The following is an 18,587-nucleotide window of genomic DNA, read 5'->3' as shown; positions in this document are numbered from 1 at the left end:
CAGGCTCGGGCGGCATCGCTGGGTGGTCGAGCGCAGCCATGCCTGGTTCAACCGAGCCCGCCGATTGCCCGTCCGCTACGAACGCCGCGCCGACATCTACGAAGCCTTCACGTTCCTCCAGGCCAGCCTCATCACCATCCACCAGATCGACCGGTTCTGTTAGGCGCTCTTAGCAAGGGGTCGTTGTACGCTAGAAACCGAGCGTACCACCAGCGTACCACGCTCATCCAAAATAGCTCTGCATCGAAGGAACGGTAGATTTCCTCGCTTCGCCGGTCCCGATCATGCCCGAAGTTGGGCGCGCGACGCCTCGTGGTGTCGCATGCGGTCCTGACGGGTGATAGGTTTTCGAGCATGGCCGATGTAACCGCCATCGAGTGAACCGATGCGATTTGGAACCCAGTAACGGGCTGCACCAAGATCGGCCCCGGCTGCGACAACTGCTACGCTGAGCGTTTCTCCGAGCGCTTCCGCGGCGTGCCTGGCCATCCGTTCGAAGCGGGATTTGACCTGGCCCTTCGCCCAGCGCGGCTGGATCAACCGATGGCGTAGCGGGAGCCGCGCATGATCTTTGTGAACTCCATGCCGGACCTGTTCCACAAGGAGGTGTCCGAGGAGTTCGTCGCACGCGTCTTCGATACGATGGAGCGGGCTCACTGGCACACATTCCAGGTCCTGACGGAGCGCTCCTCCCTCATGCGGGACTTCCTCCGCCAACGGTGCGGCTCAAGCAGGGGCCTGCGCATATCTGGTGCAGCGTGTCGGTAGAGGATGGTGCGAGGACCTCCCGCATCCGCCACCTGTGCCAGGCGCCCGCTGGTACCCGGTTCCTGTCCATTGAGCCCTTGATCGGCCCCGTCGGCCGGCTCGACCTCGATGGCATCCACTGGGTTATAGTGGACGGTGATAGCGGTCCCCGAGCCCGGTCTATCGAAGCCGCTTGGGTCCGCGAGATCCGAAATCAACGTGTCGCAGCCGGTCTGGTGTTCTTCTTCAAGCAATGGGGCGGTTTCCGCCCGAAATCCGGTGGTCGCAGCCTAGACGGATGCGAGTGGAGCGAGTTTCCTGTGTCTCCACGTACACCCAAGGTTGTCGCCGCATGAGCTAGAAGTCCAAGGAAGGTATCAGCCCTTGGGCTAAGGAGAAGTTGGGCGCACGGGGGGAGCATCTGTTGGCACGGATAAACCATCGTGCGCGATTCCACTGGTTAGATGTCCAACCCCGTGCCAAGAGCACGGATTCCAGGGCTCTGCAGGGCCCATGTTCACTCCGTGGTGGCAACCCTCGGGAAACGTGGCCTGGATCGCGCTGCCCGCCGGGAGGCCCTGCGGCGCGGTCGAAAGCGGACACCCTACAAGTTGGATCGATAGGAACGCCTCAGGCGGTTCCGAGAAGATCCAGGATAGCGCGTCGGTCGGCGACCACACCCGGGTCCTCGCGGTGGCGCGGATAGGGCCGGTCGCAAGGTATGTCGGCCCGGATGCGGGCCGGTCGGTCCGAGAAGACCAGGATGCGCTGAGCGAGCATCAGGGCTTCCTCGACGTCGTGGGTGACGAGCAGCGCGGTGAAGCCCTTGTCCTGCCACAGCCGCACCAGTTCGGCCTGCATCGTCAGGCGGGTGAGCGAATCGAGCTTGCCGAGCGGCTCGTCGAGGAGAAGCAGCGGCGGCGCGTTGACGAGGGCGCGGGCCAGCGCCACCCGCTGCGCCATGCCGCCCGAGAGCTGATGCGGAAAGGCGTCGGCGAAGCCCGACAGCCCGACGAGGGCCAGCGCCTCCTCCACCCTGTCGCGTTCCGCCCGGGCGCGCCCGCGGGCCTCCGGCCCGACCGCGACGTTTCCCAGAACGCTGCGCCAGGGATAGAGCGTCGGGTCCTGGAACACGAGGCCGCGGGAGGGATGGGGGCCCTGCAACGGGGCGCCGTCGACGCTGATCCGCCCTTCGTTCGGCGGCTCGAGCCCGGCGACGAGGCGCAGCAGCGTCGACTTCCCGCAGCCCGACGGTCCGAGCAGGGCCACGAAGGCGCCGGGTTCGACGTCGAACGAGACGCCGTCGAGGACCGGGAGCGGCGCCTTCTTCAGCGCGAAGGCATGGTGCACGTCGCGCAGCGATAGGGCGGCGCCGCCGGCGGGAGCTTCCGCGGGGACGAGAGCGGGCGCTTCGGATCGGGCGATCAGGCCGGCTACCATTGCACGAGGCCCTTCTGCCAGGACAGGAGACGGTCGCGCACCCGGAACAGCAGGGTGATCAGGCCCGAGCAGGCGAGCGCCATCACGGCGAGCGCCGCGTACATGTTGGCATAGGCCGCCCATCCTTGCGCCCATTGCAGGTACCAGCCGAGGCCGGCCTTCACGCCGAGCATCTCGGCCACGACGAGCACCGCGAAGGAGCTGCCGAGCCCCATGAACAGCCCGACGAAGACGTGCGGCAGGGCCGCGGGGATCGCCACCCGGAGGATCAGGAATCCCTCGCGGGCGCCCAGCGTCCGGGCGACGTCGTAATAGGCCTTGTTGACCCCGGCGATGCCCGACCAGGTCAGCACCGTGACGGGAAAGCCGGTGGCGAGCGCGACGAGGAAGGTCGAGGCCGAGCCGCTCGACGGGAAGACGAAGAAGGCGAGCGGCAGCCAGGCGGTGGCCGGCAGCGGACCGACGAAGCGCAGCACCGGATGCACCCAGTAGCCCACATTCCGCGACCAACCGACCGCGACGCCGAGGGTGAAGCCGGCGAGCGCCCCGAGGGCGTAGCCGCCGGCCAGCAGCCTCAGGGAATGCCAGACGCTGTCGGCGAGCCGCGCGTAATCCTCGACGAAGACCTCCAGGATCGCCTGCGGCGGCGGGAAGAACGGCATCGGCAGCCAGGCGCGCTTGGCGGTCGCCACCTCCCACAGACCAAGCAGGGCGGCGAGCACGATCAGCCAGGGCGACCAGCCCTGAATCCGCCGGACGAGGCCGGTCTCGCCCGGCCGCAGGAAGCCTGCGGCCAGGATCACGGCCCCGGACCCGGCAAGGCCGACGGCAAGCTCGCGAGTGAGGCCGAAATCCCCGAGGTCGGGCGGCAGGGCCACGAGGGCGGAGAGCCCGATCCAGGCGGCGGAGGCCGCGACCGAGGCGGGCGCCGGCAGGAAGGCGGGGCGCCGGACGGCGCCGTCCGCGCGGGGAAGCGCGATATCGTTCATGGGCGCCGCCTCAGCTCAGGACGTCGGCGTAGACGCGCTCGGCGAACTGCCTCGCGTCGGTGCGGGCGCGGATCACCTTCACGGTCTTCAGCTCGTCGACGTAGGCCGCGATCTGCTGCTTGAGCTCGGCCCCGAGGGGATGGTGGTGATGGGTGTGGCTGCGCAGCATCGCGGCGAGCTCATCCACCGAGCCCTTGCCGCCGTAGCCGGCATAGACCTTGGCGGCGTAGTCGGGATCGTGCGCGACCCTGGTGCCGGCCTCGAGCAGCGCCCGGGTGAGGGACGCCGCCACCGGGCGCTCGTCGCGCACCAGCGAGCCGCGCAGCGCCAGGATGCAGCAGGTGCGGTCGTGGTACTCGGCCGAGAGGTTGTTGGCGACCTCGGTCAGGCGGGTGTCCTTCGCCCACAGGAAGGTGCGCGGATCGCCGTCGGCGAGCGCCTGGGCCTCGCCCTTCTCGACCGCGAGGGCGAGAAGGTCCATCGGATAGACCCGCCACTCGACCTCGCGCTCGGGATCGATGCCGCGCTTGGCGAGCAGCAGGCTGAAGAAGTTCTTGGCCGGCGAGGCCTGGTCGCTCACCGCAATCACCTTGCCCTTCAGCGCTTCCAGGCTGGTCGCCCCGGCCGACTTGGCGCCGAGCAGCCGCATGCAACCGCCGTGAATGCCCGCCGTGACCTTGACGTCGAAACCCTGCTCCAGGGGCTTCAGCCAGCGCAGGGCCATGCCGATGCCGGCATCGGCCTTGCCGGTGGCGATCGCCTCCAGCAGCTGCTCGGTCGAGCCGCCGAAATTGACGAACTCCACGTCGAGCCCGTGCCGGGCGAACACCCCGCTCTCCTTGGCGACGGGAGCCGCCGCGGTGCAGATCGCCGAGGCGTTCCAGGCGAGCTTGATCGGGCGCGGGGCACCGCCGGCGGTGGGCCCCTCGGCCGCGACCCGGCAGATCGGCGCGCCGGCGAGATCCGGCACCGGCAGGAGCCCGGCCGAGGAGGGCGAGCCGACGAGGCCGAGGGGTGCGGCAAGGCCGAGCGTGCCGGCGCGGGCGAGGAAGCGGCGGCGGGTGTGGGGAAGGGGAGGGAGCGTCATCGTCCGGGGGTTGTCGGGAAGGCTTCGGCGGGGGTGAGGGCGTCAGGCGGCCTGCGCGGGCGCGTCGGGTGCGCGGTGGTCGAGGGTGCCGCGCACGGTCTGCGGCGAGCGCAGGAGGTTGAGGATCGGGCAGGCGCGATCGACCTCGGCCTCGAGGCGGGCCACTGCCTCGCGGGAGGCTGGCGAGACGATCTGCACGGTGTAGGTCAGGTCGTGCGGGTTCACCGGCACCGCTTCGAAGCCGGGCCGGCCGGCCCGGGCATCGAGCTGCCCGCTCACCGTGACGTTCACCGCGTCGAGGGGCACGCCGAGGCGCGCGGCCTGGATCAGGTAGGAATGGGCAAGGCAGCTGCCGAGGATGCCGAGTTGCAGCTCCGGCGAACTGGGGCCGAGGTCGTAGCCAGCGAAGTCCGGTGGGGAATCGGTGACGACCTGGTGGTCGCGGACCCGGATCCGGCGCACGCCGCTGCGGCCCTCGACGCTGACCTGCGCGGAAAGTGGCACCGCCCCCAGGCTCCCGGCTTCGATCCGCGCTTCCCGCGCTACGACTGCCGCGCGCTTCTCCACCAAGTATTCGCTGAGCGAAGTCATGCCGACCTCATGCGTTCATCGCGCGGCTGACGGTCGCGCTAGATCTATTGCGAGGCAGTAATTGTGCCGTTGCTGACGGTGACCGTCAATGAAACGGGATTATTTAATATTCCGATTTCTAGGAACAAGCGTTCGAGATACGGCGGGCGGGTAGGAAATTTCTTCTCGCGGAGCCGCCTCTGCCATCCGCATGGGCAGGTTCGTGCTCATGGCCTTCGCTGAATCGAGGCCGTGCCGCGCCCGCCTGCGGCCACTCCGAGATGGGCCATCCTGCCGGAGGACGCACCGCTTGCGCGCTGCGCGGCGCCCTCAATCCTCGGGGAAGCGCGCCGCGATGCCCTCGACGACCTCCTCGACGATGTCGGAGAGCTCCGACGGTGCCACGCCGTCGCGCGCCTGGATCGAGATGCCTTGCATGACGGCGGCCAGATGACGGGCCAGCTTCTCCAGTCGGTCGCCCTGCGCGAAGGGAGACAAGACCTGCACGATCCTCACGCGCAGGGCCTCCCGCCGCGCCGCCGCGTCGCGGGCCAGGTCGGCGTGATCGGGATGACAGGCAACGAGGCCGCTCGAGATCATGCAGCCTCTCTCGTGCTGGCGCTGCGTCACGGCGGTCACGGCACCGGTGAGGAGCGCGCGCACCGCATCCGGCAACGACGATGCCGAGCGGATCGCCGCCACGTCGAGGACGCCCCGGGTCTCTTCGTAGCGCTCCATCGCCCGCCGGTAGAGGCCCGCCTTGCTGCCGAAGGCGGCGTACAGGCTCGGAGGGGCGATCCCGATCGCCTTCGTCAGATCTCCGATCGACACGCCCTCGTAGCCATGACGCCAGAACAGCAGCATGGCGGTGTCGATCGCGGCGTCCCGATCGAAGCTCCACGGCCGGCCGCCGCGCCCTGTCGCATCCTGTTTCATAGTGATCACTAAACGGCGCTTGACGAGGTCGGTCAAGGCGGTAGCATAGCGATCACTAAACAAACGGATGTGTGCCATGGACCATACCCGCCGCGGCCTCGCGACCACCCTTGCCACCCTTGCCGCCCTCGGCGCTGCGGCCCTGCCGCTTCGGATAGCCTGGCCCGGCGCACCCGCGCGGGCCGACACCGGCGATGGGCCCCGGACGAATGGCCGCGCGGCGTTCACCGCCCGATCGGCCGACGGGACGGCGCTGGCGGGCGAGGCCGCGGGCGATCCGGACGCGCCCGAGATCCTCTTCATCCACGGCCTGCGACAGAGCCGGCTGAGCTGGGACAGGCAGTTCGCCGATCCGGCGTTGGCAGCCTTCCGACTCGTGCGCTTCGACCTGCGCGGGCACGGCGATTCCGACAAGCCGGACGCGCTCGCCGCCTATGCCGATCCCGACCGGTGGGCCGACGACGTCGCGGCCGTGATCGCCGCGGCCAGGCTGCGCCGTCCCGTGCTCGTCGGATGGTCGCTCGGCGGCTACGTCGCAGGCGCGTATCTCCGCAAGCACGGTCCTGCGGGTATCGCCGGCATCAACCTCGTCGACGCCGTGACCAGGCTGTCGCCGGACCTGCTCACGCCGCTCGCCGGCGACTTCACCGGGACCGCGACCTCGCACGACCTGGCGACGCGCGTCGCCGCAACGGCCGACTTCCTCGCCGCCTGCTTCCACCGCCTGCCGTCCGACCGTGAGTTTCAGCAGATGCTCGTCGTCAACGGCATGACGGCGCGTGCGGCGAACGAGGGCTTCGTGAAGATTCCGGTTCCCGATCTCGAGCCCGTCTTCGCGGCTTACGACGGCCCCCTCCTGCTGACGCACGGCGCCCATGACCGCCTCGTCCGCCAGGCGATGGCGGAGCGGATCCAGGCACTGAGGCCCGGACGCCGTCTCTCCGTGTTCGAGGAGAGCGGGCACAGTCCGTTCTACGAGGAGCCGGAGCGCTTCGGGCGCGAACTCGCCGCCTTCGCGGCCGCCGCCGTCAAGGCCTGACGGACGCGCCTCAAGGGGGTGGGGCCGCTGCGCCGTCCCGCATCGTCCGTCACGGGGCGCGAACGGGCGCGTGCACCGGCTCGCCCCCGGCATCGACGGATCACCGGATCCGGAGAGGACTACGATGACTCCGCTGGAGACGTTCTGCGCTGTGCTCGTACCGCTCCTCTGGGGCGTGCAGTACGCCATCGTCAAGGTCGGTCTGGCTACCTTCCCGCCCTTGTTCTTCCTCGGTCTGCGCTTCGCGGTGGTGGCCCTGATCCTGCTGCCGTTCGTCGGGTGGCCGACGCTGCGTGAACTGCGCGTCATCCTCCTCCTCTCGATCTTCCTGGGCGGACTCAATTTCGGCCTCGCCTTCGTCGGGCTCGCCGGGGCCCCGGCGAGTGTGACCGGCATCGCCAACCAGCTGTGGTCGCCCTTCGCCCTGATCCTCGCCTGGCCGCTGCTCGGCGAGCGGCCGTCGTGGCGCGTCGTCGTCGGCGTCCTGATCGCCATGGCCGGCGTGACCCTGACTGTTGCCGATCCTGAGGTTGTCGCTCCGCTCGTCCCGACGCTCCTCGTCGTCGGTTCGTCCCTGGCGCTGGCCTGCGGCAGCGTGCTGACGAAGAAATACGGTCCCCTCGATCCCTTGAGGCTGATGGCCTGGATGTCGCTGTTTACAGTGCCGCAGGTTCTGGTGGTCTCAGCGGTCACGGAGGCGGGACAGTTGCGGGCGTTGGCGCAGGCGGATCAGGCCGCGTGGCTGTCCTTCGTCTACACCGTGCTGCTCGGAGGTATCGGCGGCTTCGGCCTGTGGTTCTGGCTTCTCGCCCGATGCCCGATGACGCGACTGGGCCCGTTCACGCTGCTACAGGCCGTCTTCGCCCTTGCCGGGGGAGTGGCCATCCGGCACGAGCCGCTCACCGTCACGCTCGTCGCCGGGGTGGCCCTCTGCATCGCGGGCGTGGCGCTGACGCAGCGGCCCGTGTCTGCGAGCGTCGCTTCCGCACCCCGATGACGATGTCCGAGCACCGGGGCGAGCCCTCGACGGCGTGAGCGGGGGAAAGCGCCTACGGCCGATGATCGCGTCGACCGGCCCGGATCGCGCCACCCTCCGGACAGGACATCGACGAGGGACAGGTTCTCGGCCAGCCGAAAAGGATTCTCGTAGCCCATCTGGATGACCGCGACGCCGAGCCCGATGCGCCGCGTGCGCTGCGTGGCGGCGGCCAGGAAGGTCGCGGCCGAGGAGATCCCGGGCTCGAGGTGGCGCTGGCGTACCCAGGCGCCGTCGAAGCCGAGTGCCTTGCCCTCGGCAAGGAGCGCGAGGTCTCCTCGAGGCCTTTGCGCGGCGCGGCGTCGTCGTAATTGCCCGGTACCAGGAAGGCGAGGCGCGGAATCGCGAGGAGCGCCATGGCATCAATACTTCGGCAGGCCGGGCGGGTTGGTCTCGGAGCGCGGCAGCGCCTCCTCCTCAAGGCCCCACCGCGCCAGAGCCTGACGATACTTCCCGTTCGCGATCAGGCCGTTGGTGGCCTGCGTCAGCGCATCGACGAGGCCGCTGCCCTTTCGGGTCGCGATCGCCACGTCGGACTTGAGCGGCCAGCCGGCGCTGAGCGTGCCGACCCGCCGGATGTCCCGGTCGCGGGCCGCGACGAAGACGAGCTGGGCGTGCGGCTGCACGACCGCGTCGGCCCGGCGCGAGCGCAAGGCGACGAGGCGCGCCGCCTCGTCGTCGAAGAGCTGCAGGTCGATGGGCTTCAGGCCCGCCGCCACGTTCCGCCGGCTCCACTCGACCAGGATGCGCTCCTGGTTGGTGCCGCCGCCGACGCTGATCGTCAGACCCGCCGCGTCCTTCGGCTCAGCGATATGGTCGATCCGGCTGTCGGCGCGCACGAAGAAACCGTGCAGGCCCTGGCGGTAGGTCGTGAAATCGAACTTCTCCTTGCGCTGCTCCGTGACGCCGACATTCGAGATCACGGCGTCGTAGCGCCCCGAGGCGAGGCCGAGCGGCCAGTCGGCCCAGGCGACCGGGACGAGGGCGAGCTTCAGCCTAAGGCTGTCGGCGACGAGCTGGGCGAAGTCGGGATCCGCGCCGATGACGGTCTTCGCATCGGTCGCGTAGGTGCCGAGCGGGGGGCCGCCCGGTGTGATCGCCACCGTGAGGGTTCCCGGTTCGACGAACCGGTACCCTTTCGGGAGCCGGGCGACCGCCGCCGGATCTGCCTCGGCGCGGACCCGGCCGGGCTGCTCGGGCCCGAGGTCGAAGGGGGGGCCCTGCGCCGCGGCGGGCAGGATCGCGCCGGCGCAGGCCGCGCCGACGAGAAGCGGAAGGATCCGGCGCCGCACGCGCATGAAGACGCTCATCGGGGATCTCCGGCTGTCAGGCTCGCGGCAGGCCGGGCGGGTTGGTGCGCGATTCCTCGATCGCCTCGGCCGAGAGGTTCCAGCGCGCCAGCGCCTTGGCGTAATGGCCGTTGCGGATCTGGGTGTTGATCGCGTGCGTGATGCCCTCCGCGAGACCCGCCCCCTTCCGGGTCGTCACGGCGATCTCGGCCACCACCGGCCAGCCGCCGCTGAAGTTGCCGGCGAGCCGCGTCTTGCCCTCGCGGGCCGCCTTGAAGCTCAGGAGGGCGTTGGGGCCGAGATATGCGTCGGCGCGTCCCGATTCGAGGGCGAGGTAGAGCACCACGTCGTCGTCGTAATACTGCGGCTCGACGGGCTTGAGGCCGTTCTTCACGTTCTGGTCGTTCCAGCGCAGCAGGATCTGCTCCTGGTTGGTGCCCGAGGAGACGATGACCTTGAGCCCAGCCACGTCCTTCGGCTCGCGGATGACGAGGGGGTTGCCCGCCTTGACGTAGAAGCCGAGCAGGTCCTTGCGGTAGGTCGAGAAGTCGAATTTCTCCTTGCGCTGCTCCGTGACGGTGACGTTCGAGATCACCGCGTCGAACCGGCCCGAGGCGAGACCCAGCGGCCAGTCGGCCCAGGAGGTCGTGACGATCTCGAGCCGGCGGCCGAGCGCGTCGGCGACGAGCTGGGCGAGGTCGATCTCGGCGCCGATCACCGTTTTCGTATCGCTGGCGTAGCCCGCGAAGGGGAGGCGCCCGGTGTTGTTGCCGACCGTGAACACCCCGTCACGGGCGAACTTCGCGTCCTTGGCGATCAGCCGGATCGCCTCCTCGTCGCGCGGGGCGCGGACGCGGCCGGGCTGCTCGGGGGAAAGGTCGATCGCCTGCGCCAAGGCACGGCCGGAGAGGAGGGCGGTCGAGGCGGAGGCGAGAAGGGCGAGCGAGTCGCGACGGGTCGGCACGGGACGAGGTCCTTCGGGGAGGGCGGAGGGGAGGGTCGAGGGGAAGCGGGGAAGGTCAGAGCACCTTGGCGAGGAATTCGCGGGTGCGGGGATGGTCCGGCGCAGCCAGCACGCGAGACGGCGGGCCCTGTTCGAGGATCCGGCCGCCCTCCATGAACACCACTTGGTCGGCGACCTCGCGGGCAAAGCCGATCTCGTGGGTGACGATCACCAGGGTGGTGCCGGAGCGAGCGAGCTCCTTGATCACGTCGAGCACCTCGCCGACGAGTTCGGGGTCGAGGGCGGAAGTCGGCTCGTCGAACAGCAGTACCTTGGGCCGCAAAGCCAGCGCCCGGGCGATGGCGACGCGCTGCTGCTGGCCGCCGGAGAGCTGGCGCGGATAGGCATCGGCCTTGTCGGCGAGACCGACCCGGGCGAGCAGTTCGCGCGCCTCGGCGACCGCCTGGGCCCGGGGCAGGCCGCGCACCGTGATCGGCGCCTCGACGATGTTCTCGATCACCGTGAGATGCGGGAACAGGTTGAAGCTCTGGAACACCATGCCGACATCGACGCGGCGGGCGAGGATGTCCTTCTCCTTGAGCTCGTAGAGCGTGTCGCCGTCCTGGCGGTAGCCGATCAGCTCGCCGTCGATGGCGATGAAGCCGGCATCGACCCGCTCGAGATGGTTGATCGCCCGCAGGAGCGTCGACTTGCCGGAGCCGGACTGACCGATGATCGCCGTCACGCTGCCGGGCCGCAGGGCGAGGCTCACCGCGTCGAGCACCTTGAGCGGGCCGAAGCTCTTCGAGACATTCGTGATGCGGATCTCGCCGCCCTGGCGGGCGGGCAGGACAGGGAGCGCGGAGACGACCGGAACGGTGGACCGTGCAGGAGCGCCGGCCCGGTGCAGGCGCTTGAGCGCGGTGCCGATCAGCGAGGGCGGCGGGTTCCGCAGCGCGCCGCGGGCGTAGTAGCGCTCGACGTGGCGCTGGACGAAGGACAGGACGCTGAGGATCACCAGGTACCAGACGGTCGCCACCATCAGGAGCGGGATGACCTCGAGGTTGCGCCGGTAGATGACCTGGATCGTGTAGAACAGCTCGGGCAGGGCCAGGATGTAGACCTGCGAGGTGCCCTTGGCGATGCTGATGACCTCGTTGAAGGCGGTCGGCAGGATGGTCCGCATCGCCTGCGGCAAGACGATGCGCGAGACCTGCCGGCGGCGCGGCAGCCCGAGCGCCGCGGCGGCCTCGTGCTGGCCCTGGTCCACCGCCAGGATGCCGCCGCGCACGATCTCGCTGGAGAAGGCGGAGGCGTTGAGGGTCAGCCCGATCACCGCGGCGAGGAACGGCGTAATGAGCTGCGTCGTCTGCCAGGAGGCGAGGGTGATCCCGGTGAACGGCACGCCGAGCCAGATCGTGTCGTAGAGGTAGCCGAGGTTGTTGAGGATCAGGAGCAGCACGATCAGCGGGATCGAGCGAAACAGCCAGACGTAGCCCCAGGCCAGCCCCGAGAGCAGCGGCGAGCCGGAGACCCGGGCGAGCGCGAGCAGCGTGCCGAACAGGAAGCCGAGAACCGTGCCGAGCGCCGTCAGCAGCAGGGTGCGCCCGAGCCCGACCAGCACCGGCTCGGCGAAGAACCACTCGGCGAACACGTCCCAGCCCCAGCGCGGGTTGGAGAGGACCGAGTAGAGCACGCCCGCGATGACGAGACCGGCGAAGATCGTGCCGGTGGTGCGGGCCGGGTAGCGAGCCGGGACGACGCGAAAGCCGCTGAAGTCGCGACCGGGGGAGGCGGCGCGGGCCTGCGCGGGCAGGTCCGCCACATTGGCAGCGAGGGGCATGGTGCGTGTCGGGCTCTGCTCTCGGGAATGGGGCTTGAGTCAGGCGGCATTGCGCGGCGGAGCGTAGGCTTTCACCGCGCCACCACCCGCCGGGGCGCCGCATCCTCGGCGGCGTAGCGGCTCTCGCGGCGGGGCAGACCGAGGTGGTCGCGCAGGGTTTTTCCGGGAAGCGTGCGGTCGTAGACGCCGCGCGCCTCCAGCACCGGGATCACGAGGTCGACGAAGTCGTCGAGGCCCTGGCCGATCACGGGAAAGCCCAGAACGAAGCCGTCCGCCGCCCCCTGCTCGACGCGGGTGATCAGCTCAGCCGCGACCTCCTCGGCCGAGCCGATCAGGTCGGTGCGCGGGGTCGCCGCCTCGAGCGCCGCCTCGCGCAGGGTCTGGCCCTTCTCGGCGGCGTTGCGCTTGATGCGGTCGGTGGTGGAGCGGAAGCTGTTGCGGCCGATCTCGCCGAGGTCGGGGAAGGGCCCGTCGAGCGGGTAGGCGGAGAAATCATGGTGGTCGAAGAAGCGGCCGAGATAGGCGAGCGCGTCGTCGATCGAGATCAGGTCGCGGATCGCCCGGTACTTCTCCTCGGCTTCCGCCCTGGTACGTCCGACGATCGGGCCGGCGCCGGGGAAGACCTTCAGGTCGTCGGCCCGGCGGCCATGGGCGACCGCACTCGCCTTGAGGCTGCGGTAGAGGCTCTGCGCCTCGGGGAGCGGCACGTGGTTGGCGAAGACCGCGTCGGCGTGGCGCCCGGCGAGCCCGATGCCGGCCTCCGACGAGCCGGCCTGGAACACCACCGGCTGGCCTTGGCCCGAGCGCTGGATGTTGAGCGGGCCCTCGACCTGGAAGAAGCGCCCCTTGTGGTCGAGGCGGTGCAGCTTGTCGGGATCGAAGAAGCGGCCGGTCTCGCGGTCGCGCGGGAAGGCGTCGTCGTCCCAGGAATCCCACAGGCCCTTCACGACGTCGAGGTGTTCGCCCGCGATCTCGTAGCGCAAGCCGTGCTCGGGATGCGGCCGGCTGTAGTTCCGCCCCGAGCCTTCGAGGGGCGAAGTCACGGCGTTCCAGCCGGCCCGGCCGCCGCTGATCAGGTCGAGCGAGGCGAATTGCCGGGCGATGGTGAAGGGGTCGCTGTAGGAGGTCGAGACCGTGCCGACGAGGCCGAGCTTTTCGGTGCTCGCCGCCAGCGCCGACAGGATGGTCAGCGGCTCGAAGCGATTGAGGAAGTGCGGAATCGACTTCTCGTTGATGTAGAGCCCGTCGGCCACGAACGCGAAAGCGATGCCGTTCGCTTCCGCCTTGCGGGCGTTGCGGACGAAGAAGTCGAGGTTGACGCTGGCGTCGACCGGGTTGCTCGGGTGGCGCCACGCATTCATGTGGCTGCCGCCGCCCTGGAGCATCAGGCCGAAGGTGAGACGGGTCTGGGTCATCGTGGAGCTCTCGAAGGTCAGGCCGCCAGCGCCGGGGCGCCGCCCGCGAGCAGGGTCACGGAGGCGAGGCGCCGGCCCGTGGCGGAAGGCGGCGTGTCGATCACGAACTCCTCGATGCCGAAGCGGGCATGGAGCCGGTCGAGCTCGGCCCGGACTTCGGTTGTGGTGCCCGACAGCACGTGCGGGCGGCGGATCTCGGTCCGGTACGAGGCGGCACCGGCCTGCCGGGCGAAATCCTCGGCTTGCGCTTCGCTGCCGAGATTGACGCTCTGGCCGTCCGGCAGCGTCACCCGCACCACCTGGAGCGGGTCGGTCAGCGCCCGGGCCTCCTCGGTGGTCGCGGCGGCGAGCGCGGTGACGGCGAGGAGCGGCGGGGCCGGAGCGCCGGCCTGCGCGTAGGCCGTGAGGCTCGCCTCGATCGCCCGCGGGTCGCCGTTGAGCTGGCCGGCATAGACGAAGCGCCAGCCGAGGGAGGCGGCGGTGCGCGCGCTGTCGGGGCTGGCGCCCAGCAGGAAGCGCTCCGGAGGCGCGGGCGGCGTCGGCAGGGCCCGCAAGGAGCCCGTCTCCGGGGCTGCGAGGTAGCGGTCGAGTTCAGTCAGGAGGTCGTCGAAGGCGACGCTCTCAGCCAGAGCGTGCCGTCGCCGCAGGGCGCGGGTCGCGTCGGGCAGGCCGCCCGGGGCCTTGCCGATGCCGAGGTCGATCCGGTTCGGTGCCAGGGCGGCGAGCAGGTTGAAGGTCTCGGCGACCTTGTAGGGGCTGTAATGGGGCAGGAGCACGCCGCCGGAGCCGAGCCGGATGCGCTGCGTGCGCGCGGCGAGATGCGCGATCAGGATCTCGGGCGCGGTGCCGGCGAGCCCCGGATTGGCGTGATGCTCCGCCACCCAGAAGCGTGCGTAGCCGAGGCGTTCGGCGGCCTGCGCCAGCACGATCGTGCGCTGCAATGCGACGGTGGCCGGCTCGCCCGGCAGCAGCGGGCTCTTGTCGAGGAGACTCAGGCGATAGGTCATCGGGAACTCGGACGGTCAGGACGGCGCGGTGCCGGGAGGGTCCCGCACGGGCTGCTGCGGTCGGGTGCGGCGGCCCTGGGCTCGGTCGGGGAAGGCCGATGCCCGTCCGGTCCGGGTGCCGTCGCCTCGGCGCGTCCACGCCGCGGCTCGGCGATCGAGGGGAGGAGCGCGATCAGAATCATGGCGGGTTGTTCCGGTCTCCCGAGCCACGGCCGGGTCGTCGCGCATCAAGCATTCGTCGCGATCAGCGAAGCAGTTTAAAAAAACCGAGCCGCGCGAGCACGAAGCATCTGCCATTAATTATTGCGATTATCTTCCTTGTCGGCGCCTGCCGTCAATGAAAGGCACTTCCAAAGATCGGCAACGACAGGGCAGGGCACTTTGCCGGCTGGAGCGAAACCGGGAGGATCTTCTCCTAGGCCGCGCTGACGCGATCCGCGCCGGCAAGCGGCGGCAATTCGAGGTTGGAGCGGAAATCCTCGCCGAGATAGTCGGTGTCGATCAGGCCGCGGCGCCGCAGCTCGGGCAGGAGACCGTTGAGCAGGAGATCCTCCTGATCCGGGTTGCCGAGACCGTGCAGGGTGACGACGTCGAGGATCCCGGCGCGGTAGCGCTCCTCGAGGGCGTCGGCCAGCTGCTCGGGCGTGCCGGCGACCGACCAGTGGCCGGTCTCCTGCGCCTCGATGATGAGTCGGCGCAGCGGCAATCCCTGCTCGGCGTAGCGGCGGAAGATCTCGACCCGGCCACGCCGGCGGTTGATGCTCGTCACCTCCGGCAGCAGCGACGCGGGCAGGGGCGCGTCGAGGGGAAGACCCGTCAGGTCGATCTCCCCGCCCAGCATGTCGGCGAGCTTGAGCCGGCCCTGGTCGTAGTCGATCCGGGCGTGCTTCTCGGCGAGGCGCCGGCCGACATCGGCCTCGGACTCGCCGATGAGGCAATGGAAGGAATTCATCACGAAGGGCAGGCCGGGCCCACGCCCGAAGGCGGCGGCTCGCCGGCGCAGCTCGGCCGCGAAGGCGAGGGCGCCCGTAAAGCTCGGCTGCGAGGTGTAGACGACCTCGGCAAGGGCGGCGCCGACGGACACGCCCGCCTCCGACTGCCCGGCCTGGAACTGGACCGGGCGCCCCTGCGGCAGCGGCGGTACGTTGAGCGGACCGGCGACCGTGAAGTGCCGGCCGCGATGGTCGATGCGGTGAAACTTTGCCGGATCGACCGAGATCGCGCCCGACGCCCTCCGGGCGACCGCGTCGGGCGCGTTGGCGTCGAACAGGGCGTTGACGACCGCGATGAACTCGGCGGCCCGGTCGTAGCGCGTCTCGGGGTCCGGCAGGGAGTCGCCGAAATTCTCCTCGCCGACCGAGGAGGTCACGGCGTTCCAGGCGGCGCGCCCGCCGCTGACGTGATCGAGGGTGGCGAGCTGTCGGGCGAGGTTGAAGGGATGGTGGAAGGTGGTCGAGACCGTCGCCACTAGCCCGATCCGGGAGGTCGCCTGACTGAGCGCGGCGAGCGTGATCAGCGGCTCCTGCACGCCGGCGGTTCCGGCGAGGCCCGCGGGGTCGATCTGCAGCAGGTCGGCCGTGAACAGGCCGGTGATCCGCTCGGCCTCGGCCTTGCGGGCGAGCGCGACCGCGCGGCGCAGGCCGTGGCCGGGATCCACGTCGTTAGCCGCCGCGACGAGAGTGGGCGCGCCGACGAGGGTCTTGAGCCGGCGGGGACGGGGCAGGGCCATGGGGGTTCAGGGGATCAGGGGTTCGGGGGTTCCGGGCGAGGCCCGCCGGCGACGCGGCGGGTGGGCGTGCAGGTGGGCGTGACGGTCGGGTTCAGGCGGCCCGCGCCTGATGCGCTGCAATGCGGGCGAGAAGCCGTTGCTCCTGCTCCGCCTTCAGGGCGTTCACCCGGGCGGTTGCCGCCTCGAAGGATGCGGCGGGCGGAGTGACCGGCGTGGCGAGGCCAATGGACGTATCCAGGGCTTTCTCGAACGGCAGCGAGCGGTACAGCAGCGGGTCGGCGGCATCATCGAAGAGCCGCCGGTAGCCGAGCGAAGCGTAAAGCGCCGTCGCCTCCGGCTGGCGAAACCCCGTCGTCAGGTAGGCCCGGGCGTAGCCGAGCCGGACGGCACTGTCCTCGAGCGCCCGGACGACGAGCTTCGCGAGGCCCTGGCGCCGCAGGTCGGGCCGGGTCCAGATGCGCTTGAGTTCGACCGTCGCGTCGTCGTGGCTCATGAACGCGCCGCCCGCGATCGTCTCCCCGTCGCGCACGACGAGCAGGAAGTCCCCGAGCGGCGGGCGATAGGCCTCGGCGGGGTAGCGCAGGATCTCGGCCCGGGCGCCGCCCGGCCGGCTCACCGCGCCGTAGCGGCCGTCATACTCGGCCACCAGCCCGTCGAGGAGGGGTTGGGCGGCAGGCTCCAGGGGTGACGAGCGGACGATGACGTCGGTCATGGTGGGCTCCGGGATCGGGGAATTCGGCACAGGCTCGCGCGCCGGCGCACAGGCATCGGACGACGTCGGCCAACGCAGCTCGCCGCGCCAAGTCCGTATTGATGATGGTCATCGTAGATCGGCCAGGACGTATCTCGCACCTGGCGGAGGCGTTCCTGCAAGAAGCCTGCGAACTGGCTTTTTCAACTATTGTAATATTCGACCAGGATCGCGGATCGCGTCAATGAAAGCGATCTCTCTTTTTGTGGGGGTTCGAAGGACGAACAGGCCGCCGGCACCGGCCCACGTGGAAAACCCGCCATCCATCCGCGATCACCGCGCGGTTCGGACGAGGGACGAGGCACGTCCGCAGCGCCTCACCGCTTCCGGCGAAAGCCGGCGCCGGGATGGCTGTCGGCCAGTCGCGCACCGCGTCCGGAAAACAGCTTCTCCCGCAACGTTCCCTCGCGATAGGCGGTCTTGAACACGCCGCGGGCCTGCAACTCGGGCACGAGCAGGTTCACCACCGCGTCGAGCGATTCCGGCATCACCGTGCGCACGAGGTTGAAGCCGTCCACGTCCGTCTCGTCCACCCAGGACAGGAGCTCGTCGGCGACCTCGCTGGCCGAGCCGACCACCAAAGCCGCCCGCGCGCCGGCCGGCGTGAAGTCGAGGAGGTCGCGCACCAGGGTCGGGCGCTCGGCGCGGGTGAGGTTCTCCACCGTCGAGCGGATCGCGTTGGTGCGCCGGAAGGCGAGGGGATCGTCGAGGGACAGGCCCGAGAGGTCGATCCCGGTCCAGCCGGACACGAGCGCCAGCTGGCCCGCCGCGTCGATGTAGCCCCGGTACTCGTCGCGCAGGCCGCGGGCCTCGGCCGAGGTTGCTGCGACGATCACCGTGGCGCCTAGGAAGGTCAGGACGTCGTAAGGGTCGCGCCCCGCCTCCCGGGCCGCCTCGCGCACGCTTCGCACCGCCTTCGCGGCGGCGGGCTTCGTCGGGCCGTTGAGGAAGACGCTCTCGGCGTGGCGCCCGGCGAACCGCACGCCCCGCTCCGAGGTGCCGGCCTGGTAGAGGACCGGCGTGCGCTGCGGCGAGGGCTCGGCGAGGTGGCGCGCATCGACCTTGTAGTACGGGCCGTCATGCACGACCCGGTGCACCTTGTCCGGCCGCGTGAACACTCCCGCCGCCCGGTCCCTCATGACCGCGCCGTCCTCCCAGGAGCCTTCCCACAGCTTGTAGACGGCCGCCATGAAGTCCTCGGCCGCCTCGTAGCGCTGGTCGTGGTCGCGCGAGACCGGCAACCCCATGCCGCGGGCGCCACTGTCGAGGTAGCCCGTCACGATGTTCCAGCCGAGGCGGCCCCCGGTGAGGTGGTCGAGGGTCGTGAAGCGGCGGGCGAACTGGAACGGGTGGTCGTAGGTCAGGTTCGAGGTGATGCCGAAGCCGAGATGGCGCGTGACGTGCGCCATGGCCGAGACCGCGAGGACCGGGTCGGCGTTGGGCGCCTGGGCGCCGGCGAGGAGCGCGGCGTCGCCGTTGCCCGCATAGACGTCGTAGAGGCCGAACACGTCGGCGATGAACAAACCGTCGAGGAAGCCGCGCTCCGCCGTCTGCGCCAGGTCCGTCCACCAGGACAGTTTGTTGTAATCGGCCTGGGTATCGCGCGGATGCCGCCACAGGCCGGCCCAGTTGTGCGACGGTGCGGCCATCTGAAAGGCGTTCAGGCGAAGCTCGCGGCGCGTCGTCATGGTCTCGACCGGGTGTCCCGCCGCGGCCAGCCCGCGAGGTGCGGCTTGGTTTCGCTCGCCCGGACCAGCGAGTCAAAG

At 70.2% G+C, this 18,587-nt stretch carries 17 protein-coding genes and 2 pseudogenes; 5 read left to right on the top strand and 14 right to left on the bottom strand.

The annotated features are described in order from the left end of the window. From ACS5PV_RS09080 to ACS5PV_RS09070, 3 genes and pseudogenes are all read left to right on the top strand, one after another. On the top strand, positions 1–163 hold a 163-nt coding region (locus ACS5PV_RS09080; RefSeq protein ID WP_455395018.1), incomplete at its 5' end, for a transposase. A gap of 227 nt (positions 164–390) precedes the next feature. Then, positions 391–768: pseudogene (locus ACS5PV_RS09075) on the top strand (DUF5131 family protein). Beyond that, a complete protein-coding gene (locus ACS5PV_RS09070; protein WP_455394996.1) occupies positions 720–1,103 on the top strand; it encodes a DUF5131 family protein in 384 nt (127 codons plus the stop codon). Before ACS5PV_RS09075 ends, ACS5PV_RS09070 begins: the two are co-directional and overlap by 49 nt. A gap of 274 nt (positions 1,104–1,377) precedes the next feature. Here ACS5PV_RS09070 and ACS5PV_RS09065 read toward each other — a convergent pair whose 3' ends face one another. From ACS5PV_RS09065 to ACS5PV_RS09045, 5 genes are all read right to left on the bottom strand, one after another. Then, positions 1,378–2,187, bottom strand: a complete 810-nt coding sequence (locus tag ACS5PV_RS09065) for an ABC transporter ATP-binding protein (protein WP_455394995.1) — start codon at positions 2,185–2,187, stop codon at positions 1,378–1,380. Then, positions 2,181–3,176 carry an ABC transporter permease gene (locus ACS5PV_RS09060; protein WP_455394994.1) on the bottom strand — a complete coding sequence of 332 codons (996 nt, stop codon included), beginning with the start codon at positions 3,174–3,176 and terminating at the stop codon, positions 2,181–2,183. The genes ACS5PV_RS09065 and ACS5PV_RS09060 overlap by 7 nt, the downstream gene beginning before the upstream one ends. A 10-nt stretch (positions 3,177–3,186) precedes the next feature. Then, positions 3,187–4,263, bottom strand: a complete 1,077-nt coding sequence (locus tag ACS5PV_RS09055; RefSeq protein ID WP_455394993.1) for an ABC transporter substrate-binding protein — start codon at positions 4,261–4,263, stop codon at positions 3,187–3,189. Between the two features lie 42 nt (positions 4,264–4,305). After that, a complete protein-coding gene (locus ACS5PV_RS09050; protein ID WP_455394992.1) occupies positions 4,306–4,854 on the bottom strand; it encodes an OsmC family protein in 549 nt (182 codons plus the stop codon). Positions 4,855–5,163: 309 nt separating this feature from the next. Then, on the bottom strand, positions 5,164–5,769 hold the full coding sequence (locus ACS5PV_RS09045) for a TetR/AcrR family transcriptional regulator (RefSeq protein ID WP_455395017.1): 606 nt from the start codon (positions 5,767–5,769) through the stop codon (positions 5,164–5,166). Positions 5,770–5,845: 76 nt separating this feature from the next. Between ACS5PV_RS09045 and ACS5PV_RS09040 the strand changes: the two genes are divergently transcribed. Both ACS5PV_RS09040 and ACS5PV_RS09035 read left to right on the top strand, forming a co-directional pair. Further along, positions 5,846–6,808, top strand: a complete 963-nt coding sequence (locus ACS5PV_RS09040; protein ID WP_455394991.1) for an alpha/beta fold hydrolase — start codon at positions 5,846–5,848, stop codon at positions 6,806–6,808. A gap of 124 nt (positions 6,809–6,932) precedes the next feature. Then, positions 6,933–7,805, top strand: a complete 873-nt coding sequence (locus ACS5PV_RS09035; protein ID WP_455394990.1) for a DMT family transporter — start codon at positions 6,933–6,935, stop codon at positions 7,803–7,805. 41 nt (positions 7,806–7,846) lie between these two features. Here the strand turns inward: ACS5PV_RS09035 and ACS5PV_RS09030 are convergent. From ACS5PV_RS09030 to ACS5PV_RS08990, 9 genes and pseudogenes are all read right to left on the bottom strand, one after another. Beyond that, positions 7,847–8,202 (bottom strand): annotated as a pseudogene (locus tag ACS5PV_RS09030) (LLM class flavin-dependent oxidoreductase); the annotation flags it as partial. Positions 8,203–8,206: 4 nt separating this feature from the next. Continuing rightward, the gene (locus ACS5PV_RS09025; RefSeq protein ID WP_455395016.1) at positions 8,207–9,142 is read right to left on the bottom strand and encodes an ABC transporter substrate-binding protein; all 936 of its coding nucleotides are present in this window, start codon (positions 9,140–9,142) and stop codon (positions 8,207–8,209) included. A 28-nt stretch (positions 9,143–9,170) separates the two neighbouring features. Further along, the gene (locus tag ACS5PV_RS09020; protein ID WP_455394989.1) at positions 9,171–10,097 is read right to left on the bottom strand and encodes an ABC transporter substrate-binding protein; all 927 of its coding nucleotides are present in this window, start codon (positions 10,095–10,097) and stop codon (positions 9,171–9,173) included. A gap of 55 nt (positions 10,098–10,152) precedes the next feature. Next, on the bottom strand, positions 10,153–11,919 hold the full coding sequence (locus tag ACS5PV_RS09015) for an amino acid ABC transporter permease/ATP-binding protein (protein WP_455394988.1): 1,767 nt from the start codon (positions 11,917–11,919) through the stop codon (positions 10,153–10,155). Positions 11,920–11,990: 71 nt separating this feature from the next. Beyond that, positions 11,991–13,334 carry an LLM class flavin-dependent oxidoreductase gene (locus tag ACS5PV_RS09010; RefSeq protein ID WP_455394987.1) on the bottom strand — a complete coding sequence of 448 codons (1,344 nt, stop codon included), beginning with the start codon at positions 13,332–13,334 and terminating at the stop codon, positions 11,991–11,993. 17 nt (positions 13,335–13,351) lie between these two features. Further along, the gene (locus ACS5PV_RS09005; RefSeq protein WP_455394986.1) at positions 13,352–14,341 is read right to left on the bottom strand and encodes an MsnO8 family LLM class oxidoreductase; all 990 of its coding nucleotides are present in this window, start codon (positions 14,339–14,341) and stop codon (positions 13,352–13,354) included. Positions 14,342–14,756: 415 nt separating this feature from the next. Continuing rightward, entirely contained in the window at positions 14,757–16,070 is a 1,314-nt protein-coding gene (locus ACS5PV_RS09000) for an NtaA/DmoA family FMN-dependent monooxygenase (protein WP_455394985.1), read from the bottom strand. 91 nt (positions 16,071–16,161) lie between these two features. Then, positions 16,162–16,782, bottom strand: a complete 621-nt coding sequence (locus ACS5PV_RS08995) for a GNAT family N-acetyltransferase (protein WP_455394984.1) — start codon at positions 16,780–16,782, stop codon at positions 16,162–16,164. 356 nt (positions 16,783–17,138) lie between these two features. Further along, complete coding sequence (locus ACS5PV_RS08990) at positions 17,139–18,509, bottom strand: LLM class flavin-dependent oxidoreductase (RefSeq protein WP_455394983.1); 1,371 nt, start codon at positions 18,507–18,509, stop codon at positions 17,139–17,141. Positions 18,510–18,587 lie beyond the last annotated feature (78 nt).

The organism is Methylobacterium sp. Gmos1, assembly GCF_053764715.1.
The sequence above is the reverse complement of the archived record's forward strand: the minus strand, read 5'-3'. Positions and strand labels throughout refer to the sequence as shown.

Excerpts from the sequence above, each read along its gene's own strand:
- ACS5PV_RS09065 (WP_455394995.1), bottom strand. The coding sequence starts at position 2,187 with ATGGTAGCCGGCCTGATCGCCCGATCCGAAGCGCCCGCTCTCGTCCCC.
- ACS5PV_RS09060 (WP_455394994.1), bottom strand. The coding sequence starts at position 3,176 with ATGAACGATATCGCGCTTCCCCGCGCGGACGGCGCCGTCCGGCGCCCC.
- ACS5PV_RS09055 (WP_455394993.1), bottom strand. The coding sequence starts at position 4,263 with ATGACGCTCCCTCCCCTTCCCCACACCCGCCGCCGCTTCCTCGCCCGC.
- ACS5PV_RS09050 (WP_455394992.1), bottom strand. The coding sequence starts at position 4,854 with ATGACTTCGCTCAGCGAATACTTGGTGGAGAAGCGCGCGGCAGTCGTA.
- ACS5PV_RS09045 (WP_455395017.1), bottom strand. The coding sequence starts at position 5,769 with ATGAAACAGGATGCGACAGGGCGCGGCGGCCGGCCGTGGAGCTTCGAT.
- ACS5PV_RS09040 (WP_455394991.1), top strand. The coding sequence starts at position 5,846 with ATGGACCATACCCGCCGCGGCCTCGCGACCACCCTTGCCACCCTTGCC.
- ACS5PV_RS09035 (WP_455394990.1), top strand. The coding sequence starts at position 6,933 with ATGACTCCGCTGGAGACGTTCTGCGCTGTGCTCGTACCGCTCCTCTGG.
- ACS5PV_RS09025 (WP_455395016.1), bottom strand. The coding sequence starts at position 9,142 with ATGCGCGTGCGGCGCCGGATCCTTCCGCTTCTCGTCGGCGCGGCCTGC.
- ACS5PV_RS09015 (WP_455394988.1), bottom strand. The coding sequence starts at position 11,919 with ATGCCCCTCGCTGCCAATGTGGCGGACCTGCCCGCGCAGGCCCGCGCC.
- ACS5PV_RS09010 (WP_455394987.1), bottom strand. The coding sequence starts at position 13,334 with ATGACCCAGACCCGTCTCACCTTCGGCCTGATGCTCCAGGGCGGCGGC.
- ACS5PV_RS09005 (WP_455394986.1), bottom strand. The coding sequence starts at position 14,341 with ATGACCTATCGCCTGAGTCTCCTCGACAAGAGCCCGCTGCTGCCGGGC.
- ACS5PV_RS09000 (WP_455394985.1), bottom strand. The coding sequence starts at position 16,070 with ATGGCCCTGCCCCGTCCCCGCCGGCTCAAGACCCTCGTCGGCGCGCCC.
- ACS5PV_RS08995 (WP_455394984.1), bottom strand. The coding sequence starts at position 16,782 with ATGACCGACGTCATCGTCCGCTCGTCACCCCTGGAGCCTGCCGCCCAA.
- ACS5PV_RS08990 (WP_455394983.1), bottom strand. The coding sequence starts at position 18,509 with ATGACGACGCGCCGCGAGCTTCGCCTGAACGCCTTTCAGATGGCCGCA.